Source organism: Herbaspirillum chlorophenolicum, from assembly GCF_001189955.1.
Classification (GTDB): domain Bacteria; phylum Pseudomonadota; class Gammaproteobacteria; order Burkholderiales; family Burkholderiaceae_D; genus Herbaspirillum; species Herbaspirillum chlorophenolicum.
Genome location: NZ_LFLT01000003.1, coordinates 60,532 through 81,069, shown reverse-complemented (window position 1 = coordinate 81,069; position 20,538 = coordinate 60,532). Strand labels below are relative to the sequence as shown.

General features: G+C 61.2%; 18 protein-coding genes. 6 read left to right on the top strand and 12 right to left on the bottom strand.

Annotated features, from left to right (window positions below):
* The first annotated feature begins 44 nt into the window (after window positions 1-44).
* Window positions 45-803, top strand: a complete 759-nt coding sequence (locus AKL28_RS03375; protein WP_050466643.1) for an SDR family oxidoreductase — start codon at window positions 45-47, stop codon at window positions 801-803.
* Between the two features lie 85 nt (window positions 804-888).
* Here the strand turns inward: AKL28_RS03375 and AKL28_RS03370 are convergent, their stop codons facing one another.
* The 9 genes from AKL28_RS03370 to AKL28_RS03330 all read right to left on the bottom strand — a co-directional run bounded on the left by AKL28_RS03370 (window position 889) and on the right by AKL28_RS03330 (window position 7,699).
* Entirely contained in the window at window positions 889-1,473 is a 585-nt protein-coding gene (locus AKL28_RS03370) for a UbiX family flavin prenyltransferase (protein ID WP_050466642.1), read from the bottom strand.
* A 40-nt stretch (window positions 1,474-1,513) separates the two neighbouring features.
* On the bottom strand, window positions 1,514-1,825 hold the full coding sequence (grxD, locus tag AKL28_RS03365; RefSeq protein WP_050466641.1) for a Grx4 family monothiol glutaredoxin: 312 nt from the start codon (window positions 1,823-1,825) through the stop codon (window positions 1,514-1,516).
* Between the two features lie 260 nt (window positions 1,826-2,085).
* Window positions 2,086-2,445: a ribosome hibernation-promoting factor, HPF/YfiA family gene (hpf, locus tag AKL28_RS03360; RefSeq protein ID WP_050466640.1), complete on the bottom strand. Its 360-nt coding sequence runs from the start codon at window positions 2,443-2,445 to the stop codon at window positions 2,086-2,088.
* Between the two features lie 143 nt (window positions 2,446-2,588).
* On the bottom strand, window positions 2,589-4,082 hold the full coding sequence (locus AKL28_RS03355) for an RNA polymerase factor sigma-54 (protein WP_050466639.1): 1,494 nt from the start codon (window positions 4,080-4,082) through the stop codon (window positions 2,589-2,591).
* A gap of 76 nt (window positions 4,083-4,158) precedes the next feature.
* Window positions 4,159-4,899: an LPS export ABC transporter ATP-binding protein gene (gene lptB, locus AKL28_RS03350; RefSeq protein WP_050466638.1), complete on the bottom strand. Its 741-nt coding sequence runs from the start codon at window positions 4,897-4,899 to the stop codon at window positions 4,159-4,161.
* Between the two features lies 1 nt (window position 4,900).
* A complete protein-coding gene (gene lptA / locus AKL28_RS03345) occupies window positions 4,901-5,488 on the bottom strand; it encodes a lipopolysaccharide transport periplasmic protein LptA (protein ID WP_050466637.1) in 588 nt (195 codons plus the stop codon).
* Between the two features lie 26 nt (window positions 5,489-5,514).
* Complete coding sequence (lptC, locus tag AKL28_RS03340) at window positions 5,515-6,123, bottom strand: LPS export ABC transporter periplasmic protein LptC (protein WP_050466636.1); 609 nt, start codon at window positions 6,121-6,123, stop codon at window positions 5,515-5,517.
* Window positions 6,120-6,671 carry a KdsC family phosphatase gene (locus AKL28_RS03335; RefSeq protein ID WP_050466635.1) on the bottom strand — a complete coding sequence of 184 codons (552 nt, stop codon included), beginning with the start codon at window positions 6,669-6,671 and terminating at the stop codon, window positions 6,120-6,122. Before AKL28_RS03335 ends, lptC begins: the two co-directional genes overlap by 4 nt.
* Entirely contained in the window at window positions 6,671-7,699 is a 1,029-nt protein-coding gene (locus tag AKL28_RS03330) for a KpsF/GutQ family sugar-phosphate isomerase (RefSeq protein WP_050466634.1), read from the bottom strand. The genes AKL28_RS03335 and AKL28_RS03330 overlap by 1 nt, the downstream gene beginning before the upstream one ends.
* Before the next feature lie 431 nt (window positions 7,700-8,130).
* Here AKL28_RS03330 and AKL28_RS03325 point away from each other — a divergent pair, with 431 nt between their 5' ends.
* The 3 genes from AKL28_RS03325 to AKL28_RS03315 all read left to right on the top strand — a co-directional run bounded on the left by AKL28_RS03325 (window position 8,131) and on the right by AKL28_RS03315 (window position 12,970).
* Complete coding sequence (locus tag AKL28_RS03325; RefSeq protein WP_050466633.1) at window positions 8,131-10,122, top strand: cation:proton antiporter domain-containing protein; 1,992 nt, start codon at window positions 8,131-8,133, stop codon at window positions 10,120-10,122.
* Between the two features lie 9 nt (window positions 10,123-10,131).
* A complete protein-coding gene (locus tag AKL28_RS03320; protein WP_050466632.1) occupies window positions 10,132-11,046 on the top strand; it encodes an AEC family transporter in 915 nt (304 codons plus the stop codon).
* Window positions 11,047-11,230: 184 nt separating this feature from the next.
* Window positions 11,231-12,970, top strand: coding sequence for a methyl-accepting chemotaxis protein (locus AKL28_RS03315; protein WP_050466631.1), 1,740 nt, complete (start codon window positions 11,231-11,233; stop codon window positions 12,968-12,970).
* A gap of 92 nt (window positions 12,971-13,062) precedes the next feature.
* On the opposite strand, the gene AKL28_RS03310 is transcribed toward AKL28_RS03315, so the two are convergent.
* The 3 genes from AKL28_RS03310 to AKL28_RS03300 all read right to left on the bottom strand — a co-directional run bounded on the left by AKL28_RS03310 (window position 13,063) and on the right by AKL28_RS03300 (window position 18,810).
* A complete protein-coding gene (locus tag AKL28_RS03310; protein WP_050466630.1) occupies window positions 13,063-13,830 on the bottom strand; it encodes a phytanoyl-CoA dioxygenase family protein in 768 nt (255 codons plus the stop codon).
* 137 nt (window positions 13,831-13,967) lie between these two features.
* Window positions 13,968-16,823: an excinuclease ABC subunit UvrA gene (uvrA, locus tag AKL28_RS03305; RefSeq protein WP_050466796.1), complete on the bottom strand. Its 2,856-nt coding sequence runs from the start codon at window positions 16,821-16,823 to the stop codon at window positions 13,968-13,970.
* Window positions 16,824-17,043: 220 nt separating this feature from the next.
* On the bottom strand, window positions 17,044-18,810 hold the full coding sequence (locus tag AKL28_RS03300; RefSeq protein WP_050466795.1) for an ArnT family glycosyltransferase: 1,767 nt from the start codon (window positions 18,808-18,810) through the stop codon (window positions 17,044-17,046).
* Between the two features lie 84 nt (window positions 18,811-18,894).
* On the opposite strand from AKL28_RS03300, the gene AKL28_RS25285 reads away from it, so the two are divergent.
* Together AKL28_RS25285 and AKL28_RS03295 are read left to right on the top strand one after the other, a co-directional pair.
* Complete coding sequence (locus tag AKL28_RS25285) at window positions 18,895-19,023, top strand: hypothetical protein (protein ID WP_269432165.1); 129 nt, start codon at window positions 18,895-18,897, stop codon at window positions 19,021-19,023.
* Window positions 19,024-19,273: 250 nt separating this feature from the next.
* Window positions 19,274-20,515 carry an MFS transporter gene (locus AKL28_RS03295; RefSeq protein ID WP_050466629.1) on the top strand — a complete coding sequence of 414 codons (1,242 nt, stop codon included), beginning with the start codon at window positions 19,274-19,276 and terminating at the stop codon, window positions 20,513-20,515.
* The last annotated feature ends 23 nt before the right edge of the window (window positions 20,516-20,538 follow it).

Here is a 20,538-nt window from a genome sequence, read left to right as displayed (position 1 = left end):
CATTGCACATCATCCACCAAGAAGATCAGACAGGAGTAGACACGATGGCAGCACCGAAACGAATTGCGCTGGTAACCGGCGCGGGCTCCGGCATCGGCCGGCAGATCACCCTGGCGCTGCTGCGCGACGGCTATGGCGTGGCCCTGGCCGGCCGCCGCCAGGATGCGCTGGAAGAGACCGTGAAGCTGGCCGGCGAGCATGGCGCCAACGCGCTGGTGGTGGCCGCCGACGTGACCGACCCGGCTTCGGTGAAGAACCTGTTCGCCAAGGCGAAGGAGCGTTTCGGCCGCATCGACATGGTGTTCAACAACGCCGGCATCTTTGCGCCGCCGGTGTCGCTGGAAGAACTGACCGTGGAACAGTGGAAGTCGGCGGTGGACATCAACCTGACCGGCGTCTTCCTGTGTACGCAGGAAGCTTTCCGCATCATGAAGGCGCAATCGCCGCGCGGTGGCCGCATCATCAACAACGGCTCGATCTCGGCGCACGCGCCGCGTCCGTTCTCGGCGTCGTACACCGCGACCAAGCACGCCATCACCGGCCTGACCAAGGCCACCTCGCTGGATGGCCGCCAATACGACATCGCCTGCGGCCAGATCGACATCGGCAACGCCTCGACCGACATGACCACGCTGATGAAGAAGGGCACGCTGCAGGCCGATGGTTCGACCAAGGTGGAGCCGACCATGGATGCCGAGCATGTGGCGAAGGCGATTCTCTACATGGATAGCCTGCCGCTGGATGCCAACGTGCAATTCATGACGGTGATGGCGACCAAGATGCCTTACATCGGCCGCGGCTGATCACTGTTCGTTGGCAACAAAAAAACGCGCCGCAGGTTTTCCCGCGGCGCGTTTTGTTTTTTGGTATGCGTCGTTGTGCTGCCGCTTAGTCCGATGCTGGTTTCATTCCTTGCCATTCCGGCGTGAGCTGGTGCGCCAGGCCAAACAGGTCAAGCACGCGTCCCAGCGTATGGTCGACCATCTGTTCCATCGAGGATGGCCGATGGTAGAAGCCGGGCAGCGGCGGGAAGATCACGCCGCCCATCTCGGTCACCGCCGTCATGTTGCGCAAGTGGGCCAGGTTGAACGGCGTCTCGCGCACCATCAGGACCAGGCGGCGGCGTTCCTTCAGCACCACGTCAGCGGCGCGCGTGATCAGGTTGTCGGAAAGGCCATGTGCAACCGACGCCAGCGTTTTCATCGAGCATGGCGCAACGACCATGCCGGCTGATGCGAAAGAGCCGCTGGCGATCGACGCGCCGACATCGCGCACGTTGTAGACCACGTCGGCCAGCGCTTCAATATCCTTGCGGTTCCGGTCGAGTTCCTGGTGGATATTGAGTACGCCGGCGTCCGAGATCAGCAGATGCGTTTCAACCTGCGCGTGGCCGCGCAGGTGTTCGAGCAAGCGTACGCCATAGACCGCGCCTGTCGCGCCGGTGATGGCGATGATCAGGCGTTGGCGCGGCATGTGGCGGGAACGAGGGGAGTCAATACGGCGCGGCCGGGGCTCAACCCTTGATCAGGGTTTGCAGTTCACCCGATGCGTACATTTCGTTCATGATGTCCGAGCCGCCCACGAATTCGCCCTTGACGTACAGTTGGGGAATGGTCGGCCAGTTCGAATATTCCTTGATGCCTTGGCGCACATCCGGGCTTTCCAGCACGTTGACGGTGACGATGTTCTCGGCGCCGCTGGCCTTGAGCAATTGGATCGCCTTGCCGGAGAAGCCGCATTGCGGGAATTGCGCGGTGCCCTTCATGAACAGCACGACAGGGTTTTGGGTCACGGTTTCCTTGATCCAGGATTGAACGTCGCTCATGGCTATGCCTTAAAAAATGGTGATTGCCGACATTATATGAAAAAGCCGCAATCCGCGTTTGAAACACCGTGTGCGAAGGGAAAACGTGTTGTGTCCGCCCACGTAAATTATTTGAATTGTTTGCAATGTTTCCCGGTGGCCATTTTTAATGGCGGTTCCGGTGAACAGGAAACAAGAAAGCCGGGAGAAATGAAAAAGGGCGCTTTCGCGCCCTTTCCTCATTGAAGGGACCTATGGCCCCGTCGTTGGCGGATTATCCGCTATGCACTTGCTGCCGCGCCCGAAACGGTGTCTTCCGGCAGCCTCTTGGCCATCGAATGATGGTCTTGCAGACGATCCTTGTGCTTGATGACCTGGCGATCGAGCTTGTCGATCAATGCATCAATAGCCGCGTAGAGATCGTGGGCGATACTTTCCGCATGTAAATCTTTCCCCTTGATATGGACGTTGATTTCCGCCTTTTGCCTTTTTTCTTTTTCTGTCAGTTTATCTACGCTCAGGATGACGCTGACGTCGATCACGTTGTCGAAATGGCGCTTGATCCGTGCCAGCTTGCTTTGCACGTATTCCCGCAGAGCAGGGGTCAGTTCGAGGTGGTGTCCACTAATGGTCAGATTCATACAACACTCCTATCGTGAAGTCACTGGAGGTTCGTGCATCTCATCCAATACACCTTGAGAGCACATGCGTGGTCAGATTGCACCGGATGGTTGCCTGAACACAGCGACGGCTGCAAAGTACAACAGAAAAACTGAGAAACAACTCAGAGGGATTTGCGGAGATTGACTGGGGGAATCTTCAGCACTTCTCGGTATTTTGCGACTGTGCGTCGCGCGACCACCATGCCTTGTTCTGCCAGCATATCCGCAATCTTGCTATCGGATAATGGGGTCTGCGGGTTTTCAGCTCCTATCAATTGTTTGATCAGCGCCCGGATCGCAGTGGAGGAAGCTTCACCTCCGGTTTCCGTTGCGACGTGGCTGCCGAAGAAGTACTTCAACTCAAACATGCCATGCGGTGTCAGCATGTATTTTTGAGTTGTGACACGCGAGATAGTGCTCTCGTGTAGACCCAGTGTATCAGCAATTTCACGCAGCACAAGGGGGCGCATGGCAACTGCGCCATGTGAAAAGAAGTTTCTTTGACGTTCGACAATAGCTTGTGCAACTCGCAAAATTGTATCGAAGCGCTGCCGCATATTTTTGATCAGCCACTTCGCTTCCTGCAGCTGCGATGTGAGCGAAACTTCGCCTTTCGATTGCTTGAGCGCACTCGCATACATCGCGTTCACCCGCAGCTTGGGCATCACGTCATGGTTGAGCATGACCTGCCAGCCGCTCTTTGTTTGTTTGACAATCACGTCCGGCACCACGTAGTCGGAGGTGTCGCGTGCGAATCCGGCGCCCGGGTGCGGTTGGCATTGGCGGATGACGACCTGGGCTTCGCGCAGGTCCTCGTCGTCGCAGTCGAGCGCCTTCTTGATCTTGTTGAAGTCGCGCTGGGCGAAGAGCGGCAGGTAGTCCTCGACGATCTTCAGCGCCAGCTTGCGCGTGACGAAGGGGATCTTGGGCAGCCGGCGGATTTGCAGCGCCAGGCATTCGCTTGGACTGCGCGCGCCGACGCCGGCCGGGTCAAGGCTTTGCAGCAGCTTGAGCGCAATCGACAGCTCTTCAAGATCGATCCCCAGCTCTTCGGGCAGGTGCGACAGGATATCTTCCAGCGGCTCGTCCAGGTAGCCGTTGTCGTCCAGCGTATCGGCCAGCAGCTCCAGCAGCGCGCGGTCGCGCAGTGTGCGGGCGGTGACGCGGATCTGTTCCACCAGATGCTCGCGCAGCGTGGTCTGGTGCGCTTCCAGTTGCGGCCGCGCATCTTCATCGTCCGATGATTTTCCGTTGCGCGCGACATCGTCGAAACTCCATTCGGATTCGCCGCTGACGCTGCCTTCAGGCGTGTTGTCCTGGTATTCGAGGCTGGATTCGCCATCGCTTGCGGGCGCGGCTGCTTCGGTATTGCTACTTTCGCTGGCGCTGTCGGCCACACCGCTGGAGGGCGAGGCGGAGAGGGCGCCGTCGGCCAGCAGGCGCACCGAATTGTCGAGTGCGTCGTCGAGCCGTTCCAGCAGCGGATTGTCGGACAGGATTTGTTCCAGTTCCTGATGCAGTTCCAGTGTCGACAATTGCAGCAGCCTGATCGACTGCTGCAATTGCGGCGTCAATGCGAGGTGCTGCGATGTGCGTAACTGGAGGGACTGTTTCATCTGGCTTTCAGGAGCCGCGTAGCCGGCTTGTTACGTGCTGCGTGCGTGTTGTGCGTTGCGGCTGCCCGCACGGCGCTCACATGCGGAAATGTTCGCCCAGGTAGACGCGCCGCACCGATTCGTTGGCGATGATGTCGTCCGGACTGCCGCTGGCCAGCACCGTGCCCTGGTTGATGATGTAGGCGCGGTCGCAGATGCCCAGCGTCTCGCGCACGTTGTGGTCGGTGATCAGCACGCCGATGCCGCGCTCCTTGAGGAAGCGCACGATGCGCTGGATCTCGATCACTGCAATAGGATCGATACCGGCGAACGGTTCGTCCAGCAGCACGAAGCGCGGATCGGTTGCCAGCGCGCGCGCGATTTCGACGCGGCGCCGTTCGCCGCCCGACAGCGAGAGTGCCTGGCTGTCGCGCAGCTTCTCGATCTGCAGTTCATGCAGCAGGTTGTTCAGGCGGCCTTCGATCTCGTCGCGCGAGAGCGGCTTGCCGTTTTCCTGGCGCAGCTCAAGCACGGCGCGGATATTGTCTTCCACCGTGAGCTTGCGGAACACCGATGCTTCCTGCGGCAGGTAAGACAGGCCCAGCGTGGCGCGCTTGTGGATCGGCAGACCCGAGATGGCCGATCCATCCAGGTCGATTTCGCCGCCGTCGGATGGCACTAGGCCGACGATCATGTAGAACGAGGTGGTCTTGCCGGCGCCGTTGGGCCCCAGCAGGCCGACCACTTCGCCGCTCTGCACTTCCATCGACACGTCACGCACCACCTGGCGTGCGCCATAGCTTTTCTTCAGTCCGCGGACAACCAGCGAGCTCACCATGTTACTGGCCCTTTCCGGGTTGGGCCGGCGGTGTTTGCGGCACCGGCTGGGCAGGCGGATTCTTGGGCTGGATCACTGCGGTGATGCGGCCCGCGCCCGGCTTGCTTTCACCCGATGCGGTGTTGTTGACCGAATAGAATTCGGCGCGGCTGTCGTAGGAGATGAACTCGCCGTTGACCTCGTCGGTAATGCGCTTGCCGTCCATGCGCTGGATGTGCGCGCGGTTGAACAGCTTGGAAATCTCGGTCTGTTCGGAATACTCGATGCGCTCGGCCTGGCCTTCGATCCACAGGTCGGGGCCGCCGTCGCGCTTCTGGCGGAAGCTGGCCAGCGAACCCGATGCCGCATACAGCACCGCATATTCGTAGCCGTACTGGTCGGTGGTCAGCACCACGCGGCCGGCCTTGATCAGCAGCGTGCCGCGCGTGAGCACCACATTGCCGGTGAAGGTCTTCACCTGACGTACATCGTCGTAGACCATCTGGTCGGCTTCGATGTTGGTCGGCTTGGTCGAGTCGGCCTTTTCCGCGCGCGCTGCACCGCAGACGGCGATCAGCAGCAACCAGGGCAGTAAGAGTGAGCGTTTCATAAGTTCCTGTCAGGTTGAGTCTTGGCTCAGCGTTTCTTTTGTGTCGGTTCGTAGTAGCCGCGCACGTTGCCCAGCAGTTGCACTTCCTGCGTGGCATTGTTGGCGATCATCCCCACACCGTTCAATCTGGTGGTGCCCATCGTCATTGCAACGGGTTTATCGGTCTTGACGATTTCATCGTCCGGCAGCAGCAACAGGTATTCGGAGACCAGATGCATCGGGGCTCCACCGTTGGTGCCGCCGCGAATGGCGTTGGCGTTGCCGTACATATGGATCTTGGTCTGGTCGTCGGTAACGCGCGCGGTATTGGAATACAGCTCCATCGGCGGCTTTTCCTTGTCCAGGCTGTGCACCACCGGCTTGGTGATTTCGAAGGAATCGTCAGTCGGGAAGTGGACCATTTTGGTGCCCGATACGTCGTAGCGCGGCAACCCGGTCGGGCCCAGTTTCACGTAGTTGAAATTTTCCAGGTAGTAGTCGGGTTTGCTGGTCGGCCGGACGTACGGCTGCAGGTCGCCGCTGCTGCGCAGCGTTTGCAGTATCCAGAAGCTGCCCAGCGCGAGCGCGATCAGCACCACCAGGAGCACGCCCAGGCGGATGCGTTGCGCCGCGCGCTCGCCGCTGTGGTTGCTCATGCCAGATACGGCGCCAGGGCCGCCTCGTAGTTCCCTTGTGCGGCCAGCACCAGGTCGCAGACTTCGCGCACGGCACCGTTGCCGCCGGCGGCAGCCGTCACGTAGTCGGAACGCAATTTGACTTCGCGGTGCCCGTTGGCGACGCAAGCCTTGAAGCCGACCTTGGTCAGGACCGGCAGGTCGATGATGTCGTCGCCCAGATACCCGCAATCTCCGGCCTGCAGGCCGGTGTGCTGCAGCAATGCCTGGAATGCCAGCCGCTTGTCATGCGCACCCTGGAATACGTGGGCGATGCCCAGGTCATTGGCCCGGCGCAGTACGAAAGGCGACTGGCGCGCGGTGATGATCGCGGCGGCCACGCCGAACTGCTGCATCATCTTGATGCCGTGGCCGTCCAGCGCATTGAAGCGCTTCACCGATTCGCCGTCTTCGCCGTAGAACAGCCCGCCGTCGGTCAGCACGCCATCGACGTCGAAGATCATCAGCCGCGTGGCGGCTGCCTTGGCGAGGACTGCGGGAGCAAAGGTGCTGGCGAAGGCTTGCGTCATCAGATCACCTTGGCGCGGGTCAGGTCATGGATGTGCAGCGCGCCAGTCAGCACGCCTTGCGCATCGGTCACCAGCAATTGGTTGATGCGGAACTCTTCCATCAATTGCACGGCGTCCACGGCCAACTGGTCCTGGTTCACGGTGCGCGGATTGGCGTGCATGACATCAGCGATGGAGAACTGGCTGAAATCCTGTCCACGCTCCAGCAGGCGGCGCAAGTCGCCGTCGGTGAACACGCCGATCGGGTGGAAGTGCTCGTCGACCACGGCGGTCATGGCCATGCCCTTGCGCGTGATTTCCATCAATGCCGCCGATAGCGAGACATCCGGCCGCACGGCAGGGATGGCGTCGCCGCTGCGCATGACATCGCGCACATGGGTCAGCAGGCGGCGGCCCAGGGCGCCGCCCGGATGGGAGCGTGCGAAATCTTCTTCCATGAAGCCGCGCGCATCCAGCAGTGACACGGCCAGGGCGTCGCCCATGGCCAGTGTGGCGGTGGTGCTGGCGGTCGGCGCCAGGTTCAGGGTACAGGCTTCCTTGTCGACGCCCACGTTGAGGTGGACGGTGGCCAGCTCGGCCAGGCTGGATTCATCGTTGCCGGTCATGGCAATGATGACGGCCCCCATGCGCTTGACGATCGGCACGATGGCCAGCAGCTCGGCGGTTTCGCCCGAGTTGGAAATGGCGATGAAGACGTCGTTGGGCGTGACCATGCCGAGGTCGCCGTGGGCGGCTTCGGCCGGATGCATGAACAGCGATGGGGTGCCGGTGGAGGCCAGCGTCGCAGCGATCTTGCGGCCGATATGGCCGGACTTGCCGATGCCGGACACGACCGCACGGCCTTTGCAGCCGAGCAAGAGATGCACGGCGCGGGCAAGCGGTTCGGAGCTGTCGTCGGACAGGCGGTTTTTCAGCGCCAGGATGGCATCGGCTTCGATCTGCAAGGTCTGGCGCGCAAGCTCGATTGCGCGGCGTGCGTCCTCGGTCGAAAAAGATGCAGGCGTGGATTTATCATCGGTTACACTCATAACCGAAGTATAAACGAATTAGCAAAGCAAAAAACTTGCCAGATGTAAGGAGGGGTTGCATTGACGGCAAGTACGCCTTCATTGCGGTTGCGATGCAACATGCGCGCAACACCCGACGAACGGGCCCGGCAAACGCCAATGTGCCAGATCTGCAGTGCAGGCATAACCGCCGGTATTGTCGGCAGGTTGTCATGATGGCATGCCTGCCATGGGCTGCGATCGGTATCGTTTGCATGAATGCCTGCACCGACTTGGTGGAACTCGTATTGTGCGCCGCGTTATGCGAATGCGCATGGCGGCGCGGGAGGCGCCGTCCGGGCATGTTTCTCGCTTAACTGATTCGCATAGTTCAGCCCATATAAGATTAAGAACCTGTCCACGATCTCCCCCGGGGGATCGTGGACAGGTTCTAACAAGCGAATCATCCACACATGTTTTCTGGACTGGAACTGACTTTATTCCTGCTCGCCGCGGCTGTGCTCGGCGTGGTGGCTTTTCGCATGATGCATCTGCCGCCGATGCTGGGCTACCTGGTGGTCGGCATCGTGATCGGGCCGCATGGCCTGGGGTTCGCCGAAGACAATGAAACCACCCACGCGCTGGCCGAGTTCGGCGTGGTGTTCCTGATGTTCTCCATCGGGCTGGAGTTCTCGCTCAACAAGCTGTCGGCGATGCGTCACATCGTGTTCGGCCTGGGCGTGGCGCAGGTGGCCACCACCATTGCCGTGACCATGGTGTTCGGCTGGGCGGTCGCCTATTTCCTGCCGCAACTCACCTCTATCAGTTGGCAGGCCGCGTTCGCCCTGGGCGGCGCGCTCACCATGTCTTCCACCGCCATCGTTTCCAAGCTGCTCACGGAAAGACTGGAGCTGGAGACCGAACACGGCCGCCGCATCCTCGGCGTGCTGCTGTTCCAGGATCTGGCGCTGGTGCCGCTCTTGATCGTGGTGCCGGCGCTGGCCAAGGATTCCGGCAACCTGATGGTGACGCTGGGCTGGGCGGTGGCCAAGGCGATGGTGGTGCTGGCCCTGCTGCTGTTCTTCGGCCACAAGCTCATGCGCAGCTGGTTCAAGATAGTGGTCAAGCGCCGCTCGCAGGAGCTGTTCATGCTCAACCTGCTGCTGATCACGCTGGGCGCGGCCTGGATCACCGAGAAAGCGGGGCTGTCGCTGGCGCTGGGCGCGTTCATCGCCGGCATGCTCATTTCCGAGACCGAGTTCAAGCACCAGGTGGAGGAGGACATCAAGTCCTTCCGCGATGTGCTGCTGGGCCTGTTCTTCATCACCATCGGCATGCTGCTCGACGTGCATACGCTGATCGATCACTGGTTCCTGGTGCTGCTCCTGCTGACCGGGCCGGTGCTGTTGAAATTCGGCCTGATCGCGGCGCTGTCGCGCTTGTTCGGTTCCAGCACCGGCGTTGCCTTGCGCACGGGGCTGGCGCTGGCGCAGGCGGGGGAGTTCGGTTTCGTGCTGCTGAACCAGGCCGGCGGCCTGAAGCTGATCGATCCTTTGCTGATCCAGGTGATCCTGGCCTCGATGGTGTTGTCCATGCTGGCCGCGCCCTTCATCCTGGCCAAGTCCGACGCCATCGTGATGAAGCTTTCGGCCAATGAGTGGATGCTGCAATCGCTGGCGCTGACCCAATTGGCGACGCGTACCATGAGTGCGCAGAAGCACGTGATCATCGCCGGTTTCGGCCGCAGCGGGCAAAGCCTGGCGCGCCTGCTGGAAGAGGAAGGCATTACCTACCACGCGCTGGAGATGGACCCGGAGCTGGTGCAGGACGCCCGCAGCGGCGGCGCCAGCGTCTCCTACGGCGATGCCGCCCGGCGCGAGAGCCTGGTGGCGGCCGGCATCCACCGCGCCGCAGCGCTGGTGGTGACTTACGCCAGTACGCCATCGGCGCTGAAGGTGCTGCACCATGCGGCCGAACTGGCGCCGGAGCTGCCGGTGATCGTGCGCAGCTACGACGATGCCGATCTCGACAAGCTGCTTGCCGCCGGCGCCACCGAGGTCGTGCCGGAATCGCTGGAAGGCAGCCTGATGCTGGCCTCGCATGCGCTGGTGATGCTGGGCATACCGCTGCGCCGTGTGGTGCACCGGGTGCAGGATGCGCGCGATGAGCGCTACGCCTCGCTGCGGGGCTATTTCCACGGCGCCGCCGACATCGATGACGACAGCGAAGGACTCAACGTGCGCCTGCAGTCGGTGACGCTGATCGACGGCGCGCACGCCATCGGCAAGACCCTGGCCGAGATCGACCTGCCGGGCCAATGCGGCACGGAAGTCGCCATGCTCAGGCGCGGCAAGCAGCGCGTCGACGCTGCCCAGGACACGATCCTGATGGGCGGCGATATCGTGGTGCTGCGCGGCAGCTCGGAAAACATCTCGCGGGCGGAGAAGCGCCTGCTTAGCAAATAAGCACTCTGCATGCCACTTATCGAACGCATCTGCAGCATCATCCTTCCGGTTTTCGTCATCATCGGCATGGGCTATGGCTACGCCCGCTGGCGCGGCGAAGTGGTGCGCATGGACATGGCATCGGTCAACCGCGTCTCGATGGAGGCGTTGGCGCCGCTGATGATTTTCAGCGCGCTCTCATCCAAGTCTTTCGACCTTTATCACAATGGCTGGCTGATCCTGGCCAGTGTGTTGATCGCGCTTGGATCGGGGTTGCTGGCATGGCCGGTGGCACGGGCGCTGGGCTACGACAAACGCACCTTCCTGCCGCCCATGATGTACAACAATGGCGGCAACATGGGGTTGCCATTGCTGCTGCTGGCCTTCGGCCAGGATGCTTTGCCGGCAGCGGTGGCGCTGTTTACCGCCTCTACCTTCGTTTATTTCTCGCTGTGCGTAAAGATGATCCAGTCCGGCCGCGAGCAGCGTCCGGGTTCGCTGCTGCGGCTCGTTTCCAGCCCGATCATGCTGGCGATGATTTTGGGCGTCTTGTGCGCAGTTTTCCACATCAGCCTGCCGGCGCCGCTGTTCTCGGCCATGAAATTGCTGGGTGAGGCCAGCATCCCCATCATGCTGTTTTCGCTGGGCGTACGCATGATGGATATCAGCTTCAAGAGCTGGCATATCGGCCTGGTGGGCGCCGTGGTGTGCCCGGTGTCCGGGCTGATCTGCGCACTGGTGCTGGACCAGCTGCTGCCGCTGACGGCGGTGCAGCGCGGCGAGATGTACTTGTTCGCTGCGTTGCCGCCGGCCGTGCTGTGTTTCATGGTCGCCGAGCAATATCGGCAGGAGCCGGACAAGGTCGCCTCCATCGTGCTGATGGGGAATCTGGCGGCGATCGTGTTTGTCCCTTTGGGGCTTTGGCTGGGCTTGCCGGGCCATTGACTTGCGGACGGCATCGGCTGGTACAGGAAATGCTTGGGATAGGAGCCGCCAGCGGCATTTTGTTGGCGGCTCTTAGCTGCGGTATTCTGCGGTATCCATGGCCGCCGGCCACGGTATAAAAGAAAAACCGATGCCGCATTTCATCGTTGTCGCGGCGTCAACAGACATGACTCAAGGGAGGCATATGTTCAGCAAATTGACGATCAAGGCGCGCCTGATCTTTGTTATCGGTTTTCTTGCCAGCTTGTTGGTGGCCACCGGCGTGCTCGGACTGGTCAGCCTCAAATCCACCAATGCGCAAATGCGTTCGCTTTACGAGGACCGCCTGGCGGCCTTGGCCCAATTGGAGACGATCACGGGCGCCATCGATACCGGCCGCTATGGCATCGCCACGGCTATCGTCGGTGATTCCGGTGAAATCGACAAAGGCATGGACAAGCTGGAACAGACCATCAAGGATAGCGACAAGGTGCTGCAAGCCTATCTCGGTACTTACCTGACTCCGGATGAAAAGATCCTGGTGGATAAGTTTCTTCCCCAGCGCCAGAAATTCATCGCGGAAGGTGTGAAGCCGGCAGCCGAGGCGCTGCGCAACCGCGATTTCCAGGGGGCCAGCGATCTCTATGACGGCGTCATGCTCAAGCTGTTTTCCGAGGTGCACGCCACGGTGGTCGAACTGATGAATCTGCAGCACCGCGTCGGCCGCGAGCTTTATGAGGACGCGCAGCGGCGCTACCAGCTCCTGGTGGGGGTGATAGCGGCGACCATCGTGGCCGGGCTGGCGGTTGCGCTCCTCATGGGTTTCCTGCTGGTGCGCGCGATTTCGCGTCCGCTGGAGCAGGCGGTGAAGCTGGCGCAAGGTGTGGCCGCAGGCGACCTGACCCAAGAAATCGAAGTGCGCAGCCGCGATGAAACAGGCCAACTGATGCAGGCCTTGAAGGACATGAACAGCAACCTGCAGAAGATCGTCGGCGAGGTGCGCGTGAGCACCGACACCATCAATACCGCTTCGGCGGAAATCGCGAGCGGCAACCTCGACCTCTCTTCGCGCACCGAGCAGCAGGCAGGTTCGCTGGAAGAGACCGCATCGGCCATGGAAGAACTGACTTCCACCGTCAAGCAGAATGCCGACAATGCCCGCCAGGCCAATCAGTTGGCAGCATCCGCTTCCGATGTGGCTTCGCGCGGCGGCGATGTGGTCAAGCAGGTGGTCGATACCATGAGCTCGATCAACGAGTCGTCCCGGAAGATCGTCGACATCATCAGCGTGATCGACGGCATCGCCTTCCAGACCAACATCCTGGCGTTGAATGCCGCGGTGGAAGCGGCCCGCGCGGGTGAGCAGGGGCGCGGTTTCGCAGTGGTGGCATCCGAAGTGCGTTCGCTGGCCCAGCGCTCGGCGGCGGCGGCCAAGGAAATCAAGGGACTGATCGACGATTCGGTGACGAAGGTCGGCAACGGCAGCGCGTTGGTGGCCCAGGCCGGGCAAACCATGGATGAAGTGGTGGCCAGCGTCAGGCGCGTGACCGATGTCATGGGCGAGATCACCGCCGCCAGCCAGGAGCAGAGCACCGGCATCGAAGAGGTCAATCGCGCCATTACCCAGATGGATGAAACGACACAGCAGAATGCGGCACTGGTTGAAGAGGCTGCTGCCGCTGCCCAGTCCTTGCAGGAGCAGGCCGGCCGGTTGCTGAGTGCGGTCGGCGTATTCCGCTTGAATGGCATGCAGGAGATGCGTGTGTCTGCTCCGGCGGTTTCCAGGGTAGCGATCGCTGCCGCCACACCATCGGCGCCGGCGCGTGCCAAGCCGTTGTCGCCGCCTAAAGCGGCGGCAGCCAAGACAACCGCTCCTAAGCTGGCGGCGCCTGCTTCGGCATCCGGAAGATCGGCCGCAAGCGATGATGATTGGGAGCAATTCTGAGCGATAGCCCTGCTGACCAGATTCTTGGCCGGATAAGAAAAAGCGCAGCGGATGCTGCGCTTTTTTCTTTGGCCAGGGCAGCTCAGAGGGGCTTAGGTATCCAGCTGGATATCGTCCGACGCGGCGGAGCGCGTGCCCGGCACCGGCGGGTTGCTGCGGCCATGATAGGCGAACACCACCGAGCATTTGACCTGTTCGCTGTCGTTGCGGCCGGCAGCGTGGAACAGGCCGCTGTGGAACAGCACCACATCACCAGGTTCCAGGCTGGGAGCGACGCCTTGGGCGAACAGAGCTTGGTTGGCCGGGACTTCAGGACGCAGGAAATCGAGTTCATCCATCTGTTCCGGCTGCAGTTGCAGCAGGTGCGAGCCGGGGATGAACTTGAGTGCGCCGTTGCCCGGGGCCTCCGTGCCCAGCGCCAGCCATACCGATATCAGCTCATTGCGCGGGAACGACCAGTAGCGGATATCACGGTGCCAGCCGGTGGCGGTGCCGAAGGTCGGATGTTTGGTCATCACGCAGTTGTGATGGGCCAGTGTGATGCATGCCGGTTCGCCAAACAACTGGTGCAGGATGGCGACCAGCTTCGGGTCGGATGCCCACTGGCGGTAGGCCGGGTCGCGCTGCCAGGCCGCACGCAGGCGCCGGGCGGTGCGTCCGCCTTCCGCCTCCAGTGACGACGGGGCGCCTTCGTAGCCGACTTCGGCCTCGTATTCGAGCGGCGCGACGGCGCGCCGGAGGTGGTCCTGGGTCACGGCCAGCATCTGTTCGCGCTGGGCGGTGGGGACCAACCCCTTCAACAACAGATAGCCTTCCTTGCGGAAAGAGTCGACCTGGACGGGAGACAGCGGGTTTTGCATGGCGGATTTTCTCGATGGCATGTGCCGGTATTGTGCGCCTGACGGCAGCCGAATGCATGACTCTAATCCTATCCGGCCGGCGCGCAAGATACAGTTCCTGCCTTTATCTGTATCGTTTGCGCGCCCTCAAGCCGGCATCACTTTTTCTTCTTCAGCAACGGCGCCAAGTACTTGCCGGTCACGCTGGCCGGGTTCTTGGCCACGTCTTCCGGGGTGCCGGTGGCCACAATTTTCCCGCCGCCGGCGCCACCCTCCGGGCCGAGGTCGATGATCCAGTCGGCAGTCTTGATCACGTCCAGGTTGTGCTCGATGATGGTCACCGTATTGCCCTGGTCGCGCAAGCGGTGGATCACCTTCAGCAGCAGGTCGATGTCGTGGAAGTGCAGGCCGGTGGTCGGCTCGTCCAGGATATACAGCGTGCGGCCGGTATCGCGCTTGGACAGCTCCAGCGACAGCTTGACGCGCTGCGCCTCGCCGCCGGAAAGCGTGGTCGCGCTCTGGCCCAGCTTGATGTAGCCCAGGCCGACGTCCAGCAAAGTCTGCAGCTTGCGCGCAATCAATGGCACCGGCTTGAAGAACTCGTGCGCATCCTCCACCGTCAGGTCGAGGATTTCGGTGATGTTCTTGCCCTTGTACTGTACTTCCAGCGTTTCGCGGTTGTAGCGCTTGCCGTGGCAGACGTCGCAGGGCACGTACACGTCTGGCAGGAAGTGCATCTCGACCTTGATCACGCCGTCGCCCTGGCAGGCCTCGCAGCGGCCGCCCTTGACGTTGAACGAGAAACGGCCGGCGCTGTAGCCGCGTTCCTTGGCCATCGGTACGGTGGAGAACAGGTCGCGGATCGGCGTGAACAGCCCGGTATAGGTCGCCGGGTTGGAGCGTGGCGTGCGCCCGATCGGCGCCTGGTCGACCGCGATGACCTTGTCGAAATGCTCCAGTCCGCCGATCGCCTCGTGGGCGGCAGGTTCGGTCTGCGAGCCGTACAGGTGGCGTGCTGCCGACAGGTAGAGGGTGTCGTTGACCAGCGTCGACTTGCCCGAGCCGGATACCCCGGTCACGCAGGTCAGCAAGCCCACCGGCAGTTCCAGGTCGACGTTCTTCAGGTTGTTGCCGGTGGCGCCGGTAATGATCAGCTGGCGCTCGGGATCAGCCGGCGTGCGTTTCTTGGGCACGGCGATTTCCAGCGAGCCATTGAGATACTTGGCGGTCAGCGACTTCTTGTTCTTCAGGATATCTTCCAGAGTGCCCTGGGCGATCACGTCGCCGCCATGCACGCCTGCGCCGATCCCCATGTCGACCACGAAATCGGCGGTGCGGATGGCGTCTTCGTCATGCTCCACCACCAGCACCGTGTTGCCGATGTCGCGCAGGTGCTTGAGGGTAGCGATCAGGCGGTCGTTGTCGCGCTGGTGCAGGCCGATGGACGGCTCGTCCAGCACATACATCACGCCGGTCAGGCCGGAGCCGATCTGCGATGCCAGGCGGATGCGCTGCGCCTCGCCGCCGGAGAGCGTGTCGGCGCTGCGTTCCAGCGACAGGTAGTCGAGGCCGACGTTGTTCAGGAATTTCAGGCGCGAGATGATTTCCTTGATGATGCGGTCGGCAATTTCCTTCTTGGCGCCGGTCAGCTTCAGGGTCTCGAAGAAGTGCAGCGTGTCGCGTAGCGGCGTTGCGGCTACTTCATAGATGGCGCGCTGCTGCTTGCCTGCGCCAACCTTTACGTAACGCGCTTCCACGCGCAGGCGGGCGCCGTGGCAGGACGGGCACTGCTTCTCGTTGATGAACTTGGCCAGTTCTTCCTTGACCGCCATCGAATCGGTTTCGCGGTAGCGGCGCTGCAGGTTGTTGACCACGCCTTCGAAGGTGTGCTCCTTGACCACGGTACGGCCGCGCTCGTTGACGTAGGCGAACGGGATCGCCTGGCGGCCGGAGCCGAACAACACCGCCTGCTGCGCTTTTTCGTCCAATTGCTCGAAGGGGACGTCGAGTTCGAAACCATAGAAGGCGGCGATGCTGGTGAGCATCTGGAAATAGAACTGGTTGCGGCGGTCCCAGCCCTTGATGGCGCCGGAAGCAAGCGAAAGATTGGGGAAGGCGACGATGCGCTTGGGGTCGAAGAATTCGATATGGCCCAGGCCATCGCATTCAGGGCAGGCGCCCATCGGGTTGTTGAACGAGAACAGGCGCGGTTCCAGCTCCTGCAGCGAATAGCCGCAGATCGGGCAGGCGAACTTGTTGGAGTACAGGTGCTCCTTGCCGGTATCCATTTCCAGCGCGATGGCGCGGCCCTCGGCCAGGCGCAGCGCGGTCTCGAAACTCTCGGCCAGGCGCTGCTTGATATCGGTCTTCACTTTCACGCGGTCGATGACGACGTCGATGGTGTGCTTCTCGGTCTTCTTCAGCTTGGGCAGTTCGTCGACCTCGTAGACCTTGGCCGCGCCGGTGCCGCTCTGGATGCGGAAGCGGATGAAACCCTGGGCCTGCATCTCTTCGAACAGGTCGGCGTGCTCGCCCTTGCGATTGGCCACCACCGGGGCCATGATCATCAGCTTGGTCTCTTCCGGCAGCGCCAGCACGGCGTCCACCATCTGCGACACCGATTGGGCTTCCAGCGGGTGTTCGGGATGGTCCGGGCAATACGGCGTACCCACGCGCGCATACAGCAGGCGCAGGTAGTCGTGGATTTCGGTAACGGTGCCGACTGTCGAGCGCGGGTTGTGCGAGGTCGCCTTCTGTTCGATCGAGATCGCCGGCGACAGGCCTTCGATCATGTCGACATCGGGTTTTTCCATGAGCTGGAGGAACTGGCGCGCGTAGGCCGACAGCGACTCGACGTAACGGCGCTGGCCCTCGGCGTACAAGGTGTCGAAAGCCAGCGACGACTTGCCCGAACCGGACAGGCCGGTGATCACGATCAGCTTGTTGCGGGGGAGGTCTAGGTTGATATTCTTCAGATTGTGCGTGCGTGCGCCGCGAATGCGAATTTCTTCCATGGATGCCTTCAGCAAAGTTTTCCTGCCGCCGCGCGGGCCGAAGCAAGGCGCGGGGGAACTGGGGGAGACAACATGTAACTATAACAGGACTGCCAGTCGCCGGCAGGGCTGGTCACTGGGGTAACGCGGATGTGGGAGCCGATTCGCAAAATGGAAGTGCTGTCATGGAAAAAGCCGGCATCAAGCCGGCTTTTGTTGTGTCAGTATCAATGCTTGGCGACTATCCCGAGGTAGCTCCGTTGCGGCGGTAGACTTTCAACAGCTGGTCTTCGTCGCCATCGCGGCGGCCTTGCCAGAACAGCGTCCAGTTGCCTGCAGGCAGCGGCGCCACACCTGGGGTTTGCAGAATCACCCAGTTGCATTGGGTCTTGTTGATGTTGTCGATTGGCCGATGCAGGATGCCGGTGTAGTAATACAGCATGGGAGATTCGGACTCGCCGAGATTCCGGCTGGCCATGCAGTCACTGGACGCCCAGGTGGAAGAAATTTTCTCGTCCAGGTCGTTGTATACATATTCGTAGCTCTTGGCGTAGTCGCCCCAAGGCAGCAGCAAGGTATACGCCAGTCCCCACATCAGCGTGATCCCTGCGAACCAGCCGAAGACCCCGCGCCATTTTCCAGTCAGCCGGATCTTGCCGAGCGACCAGATCCAGCCGGCGGTCATGGCCGAGGCGGCAGCGACAGCCAGCGGCTGGAATGGAGTGACGAATCCTAGCGGCAGCCATCTGCCGAAATAGGCGATCCAGTGATGGTATTCGACCGGCATGCTTGAGATGATGTAGGTCGCCCAGATGACCGCTGCAATCAGGCCAAAACTGATACGAGAGAACCAGTCCCAGGCAGTGTGCAGCCAGCCCGGCAGGTGAGGTACCACGCGGGTGCCGATCATGATCAGGGGCAACAATACGGGCAGCAAGTAAAGCTGACGTGCCGTCGCCGAGCTTTCCAGCACGATGATGCTGATGATGGAGAACGATAACGGCAATGCAAGGTGCGGTGTCGGGATCTGGCGCCATTCACCGGCTGTCAGGGCCAATACCGCGAGGATGGATCCCGGCAGCGCGAAGCCGAACAGCGCACGCAGGATCACGGCATGGTCGTTGTCGGAGCCCAGTTTGGCGACCGAGAAGCCGAAGAAGCGCCCGACGTTGTTATCCCAGAACCACTCCATGAACAGCGGCATCGAATGCTGCGCCAGCAGGGCCGGCCAGACTACGAAGAAGGGCAGCGACACCAGCACGGCAATGCCGACCATTTTCCAGTACGACCGTGAACGGCATTCACGCACCAGCACCCCCATGCACACGGTAGTGGCTGCGAAGATCAGCGGCACAAACAAGCCCTTGCTCATCTCGGCAATACCCACGCCCACGCCGAACCACACTGCAGCCGTGAGGCGGGGTGTCTTGCCTTGTGCGTTCATGGCGATTGCCAGCAGACCATAGGTGGCAATGGCGCTGCCGCATACCAGGGCGACGTCGGTGAACATGTCGTGGGCATGCTTGAGCATGCCGGGTGAACCTGCAAACAATGCTAGCGTGCCGAGCACCGGCAGGCTGAAGAGTGTGCGTTTGTTCCAGACCATCATCGCAATTTTGGCAACGAACACCAGCGTCACGATGTTGTAGAACACACTGGCGACACGTGCGCCATCGTGGTAGTCCAGCAGCGGATAAAGGGCCTTGGCAAACAGCAGCGCCGTCCAGTAATACAGGGGCGGCTTTTCCATGAACGGCTCGCCGGCGTTGGTGGGGACCAGGTAGTCTCCCGAGACCAGCATATGATGGATGATGCCGAAGGAGTAGGTTTCATCCTGCTTCCACGGGCCATGGCCGAAGATTCCCGGCAATAGCCAGGCACAGGCAATGAGGGCCAGCAACACCCAGGCAGAAAGGGGCGGCGATACACCGTTGCCATAGCCGGCAACGGAGGTTGCAGAATACGGTTGGCCCGACTTGACGTCAGGAGCCGGAGAGAAGAAAAACATACTGATATAAGCGCCAGCCGGCTGGTTGGCCGACAAGAAAAACAAAAATCGAAATCAAAGCTTAGGAATGGGCGGTGACCAGCAATGATCATCACCGTTATTTATCCGGGCTTTCCCCCTGCAATACCGAGCGATTGCTTCTTTTTCTTGGCTATGGTTATTGCTTTTTGGAAACGCGAGTGGATGTCGCGTGCCGGCGGCTTTTATGAGTAATTCAGAAAAATGAGCAACTCTGCATTCTTGCATAAAAGCTGATGAGGAAGCCTGAGTTCAGGTGCGCCGGGATGAATTTTTCATGAAGACAAAATGAAGTGTTGGATGAATGCCGCAGATAGACGAATGCCGGTTCGAATAAGTGCTATTGGTTCCCGTTGGCTGGGGGCGTGTGCCGATGCTGTTACCATAACGTTTTCGTCTCATAGCAAGCGCGCAGCCGGAACGACGCGCAGCCGCCATTTTCGCCATGACCCAGTCCGTTACCTCATCCGCACTGCCCGAAAAATCCGGCATGTCGCGCGCGGAAGTGCGCGCCAGCGCATCGCTGGCGTCCATCTTCGCCCTGCGCATGCTGGGCCTGTTCCTGATCTTGCCGGTGTTTGCGGTCTACGCCCATGGCTTGCCCGGTGGCGATAATGCGGCCCTGGTCGGCCTGGCAATGGGGATCTACGGACTGGCACAGTCGTTCGGCCAGATCCCGTTCGGTATCGCTTCGGATAAATACGGGCGCAAGCGCATCATCGTGATCGGCCTGGTGCTGTTCGCACTGGGTTCCTTCATCGCGGCGGCGGCCGATAGCGTGGCTTGGGTGATCGCCGGTCGTGCGATCCAGGGCGCCGGCGCGATCTCGGCCGCCATTACCGCCTTTATTGCCGATTCCACCCGTGAAGAACACCGCACCAAGGCCATGGCCATGGTCGGCGCCTCGATCGGGCTGACCTTCGCTGTCTCGCTGGTGGCCTCGCCGGTGCTCTACCGGCTCATCGGCATGGGCGGCATCTTCGGGCTGACCGGTGTGCTGTCGTTGCTGGCCATTGCCGTCGTGTTGTGGGTGGTGCCGGATTCGCCCATGGTCAAGGCCAGGCGTGTGCCTTTCAGGGAGGTACTGCGTCATGGGGAGTTGATGCGCCTGAACTTTGGCGTCTTCACGCTGCATATGACCCAACTGGCCATGTTTGTGGTACTGCCGGGGGCGCTGGTGCAGTATTCGGGCATCCCGGTCGACGAGCACTGGAAAATCTACCTGCCGGTAGTGCTGGCCTCCTTCGTGCTGATGCTGCCGCCGGTCTTCGTGGCTGAGAGGCATGGGCGCATGAAGCTGGTTTTCGTTGCCGCCATCGCGCTTTTGCTGCTGGTCCAGCTTGGCTTCTGGGCAGCGCTGTCGCACCCGGTTACGCACTGGTGGGTGCTGGTGGCGCTGTTGTTCCTGTTTTTTGTCGCGTTCAATATTTTGGAGGCATCCCAGCCTTCGCTGGTTTCGCGCATCGCGCCGCCGGCGGCCAAAGGGGCGGCGCTGGGTGTTTACAACACCTTGCAGGCATTGGGGCTATTTTGCGGCGGCGCCCTGGGCGGCTGGCTCAAACAAAATGTAAGTACGTCGGCAGTATTCTTGTTGTCGGCTGCGGTAACCCTGACCTGGCTTATAATCGCGGCTAACATGAAAAACCTGCCGCGGCGCGGTACGCATGCGGCAAGTGCAACTGCTTAACTGTAATTAGTAATCCAGGAGAA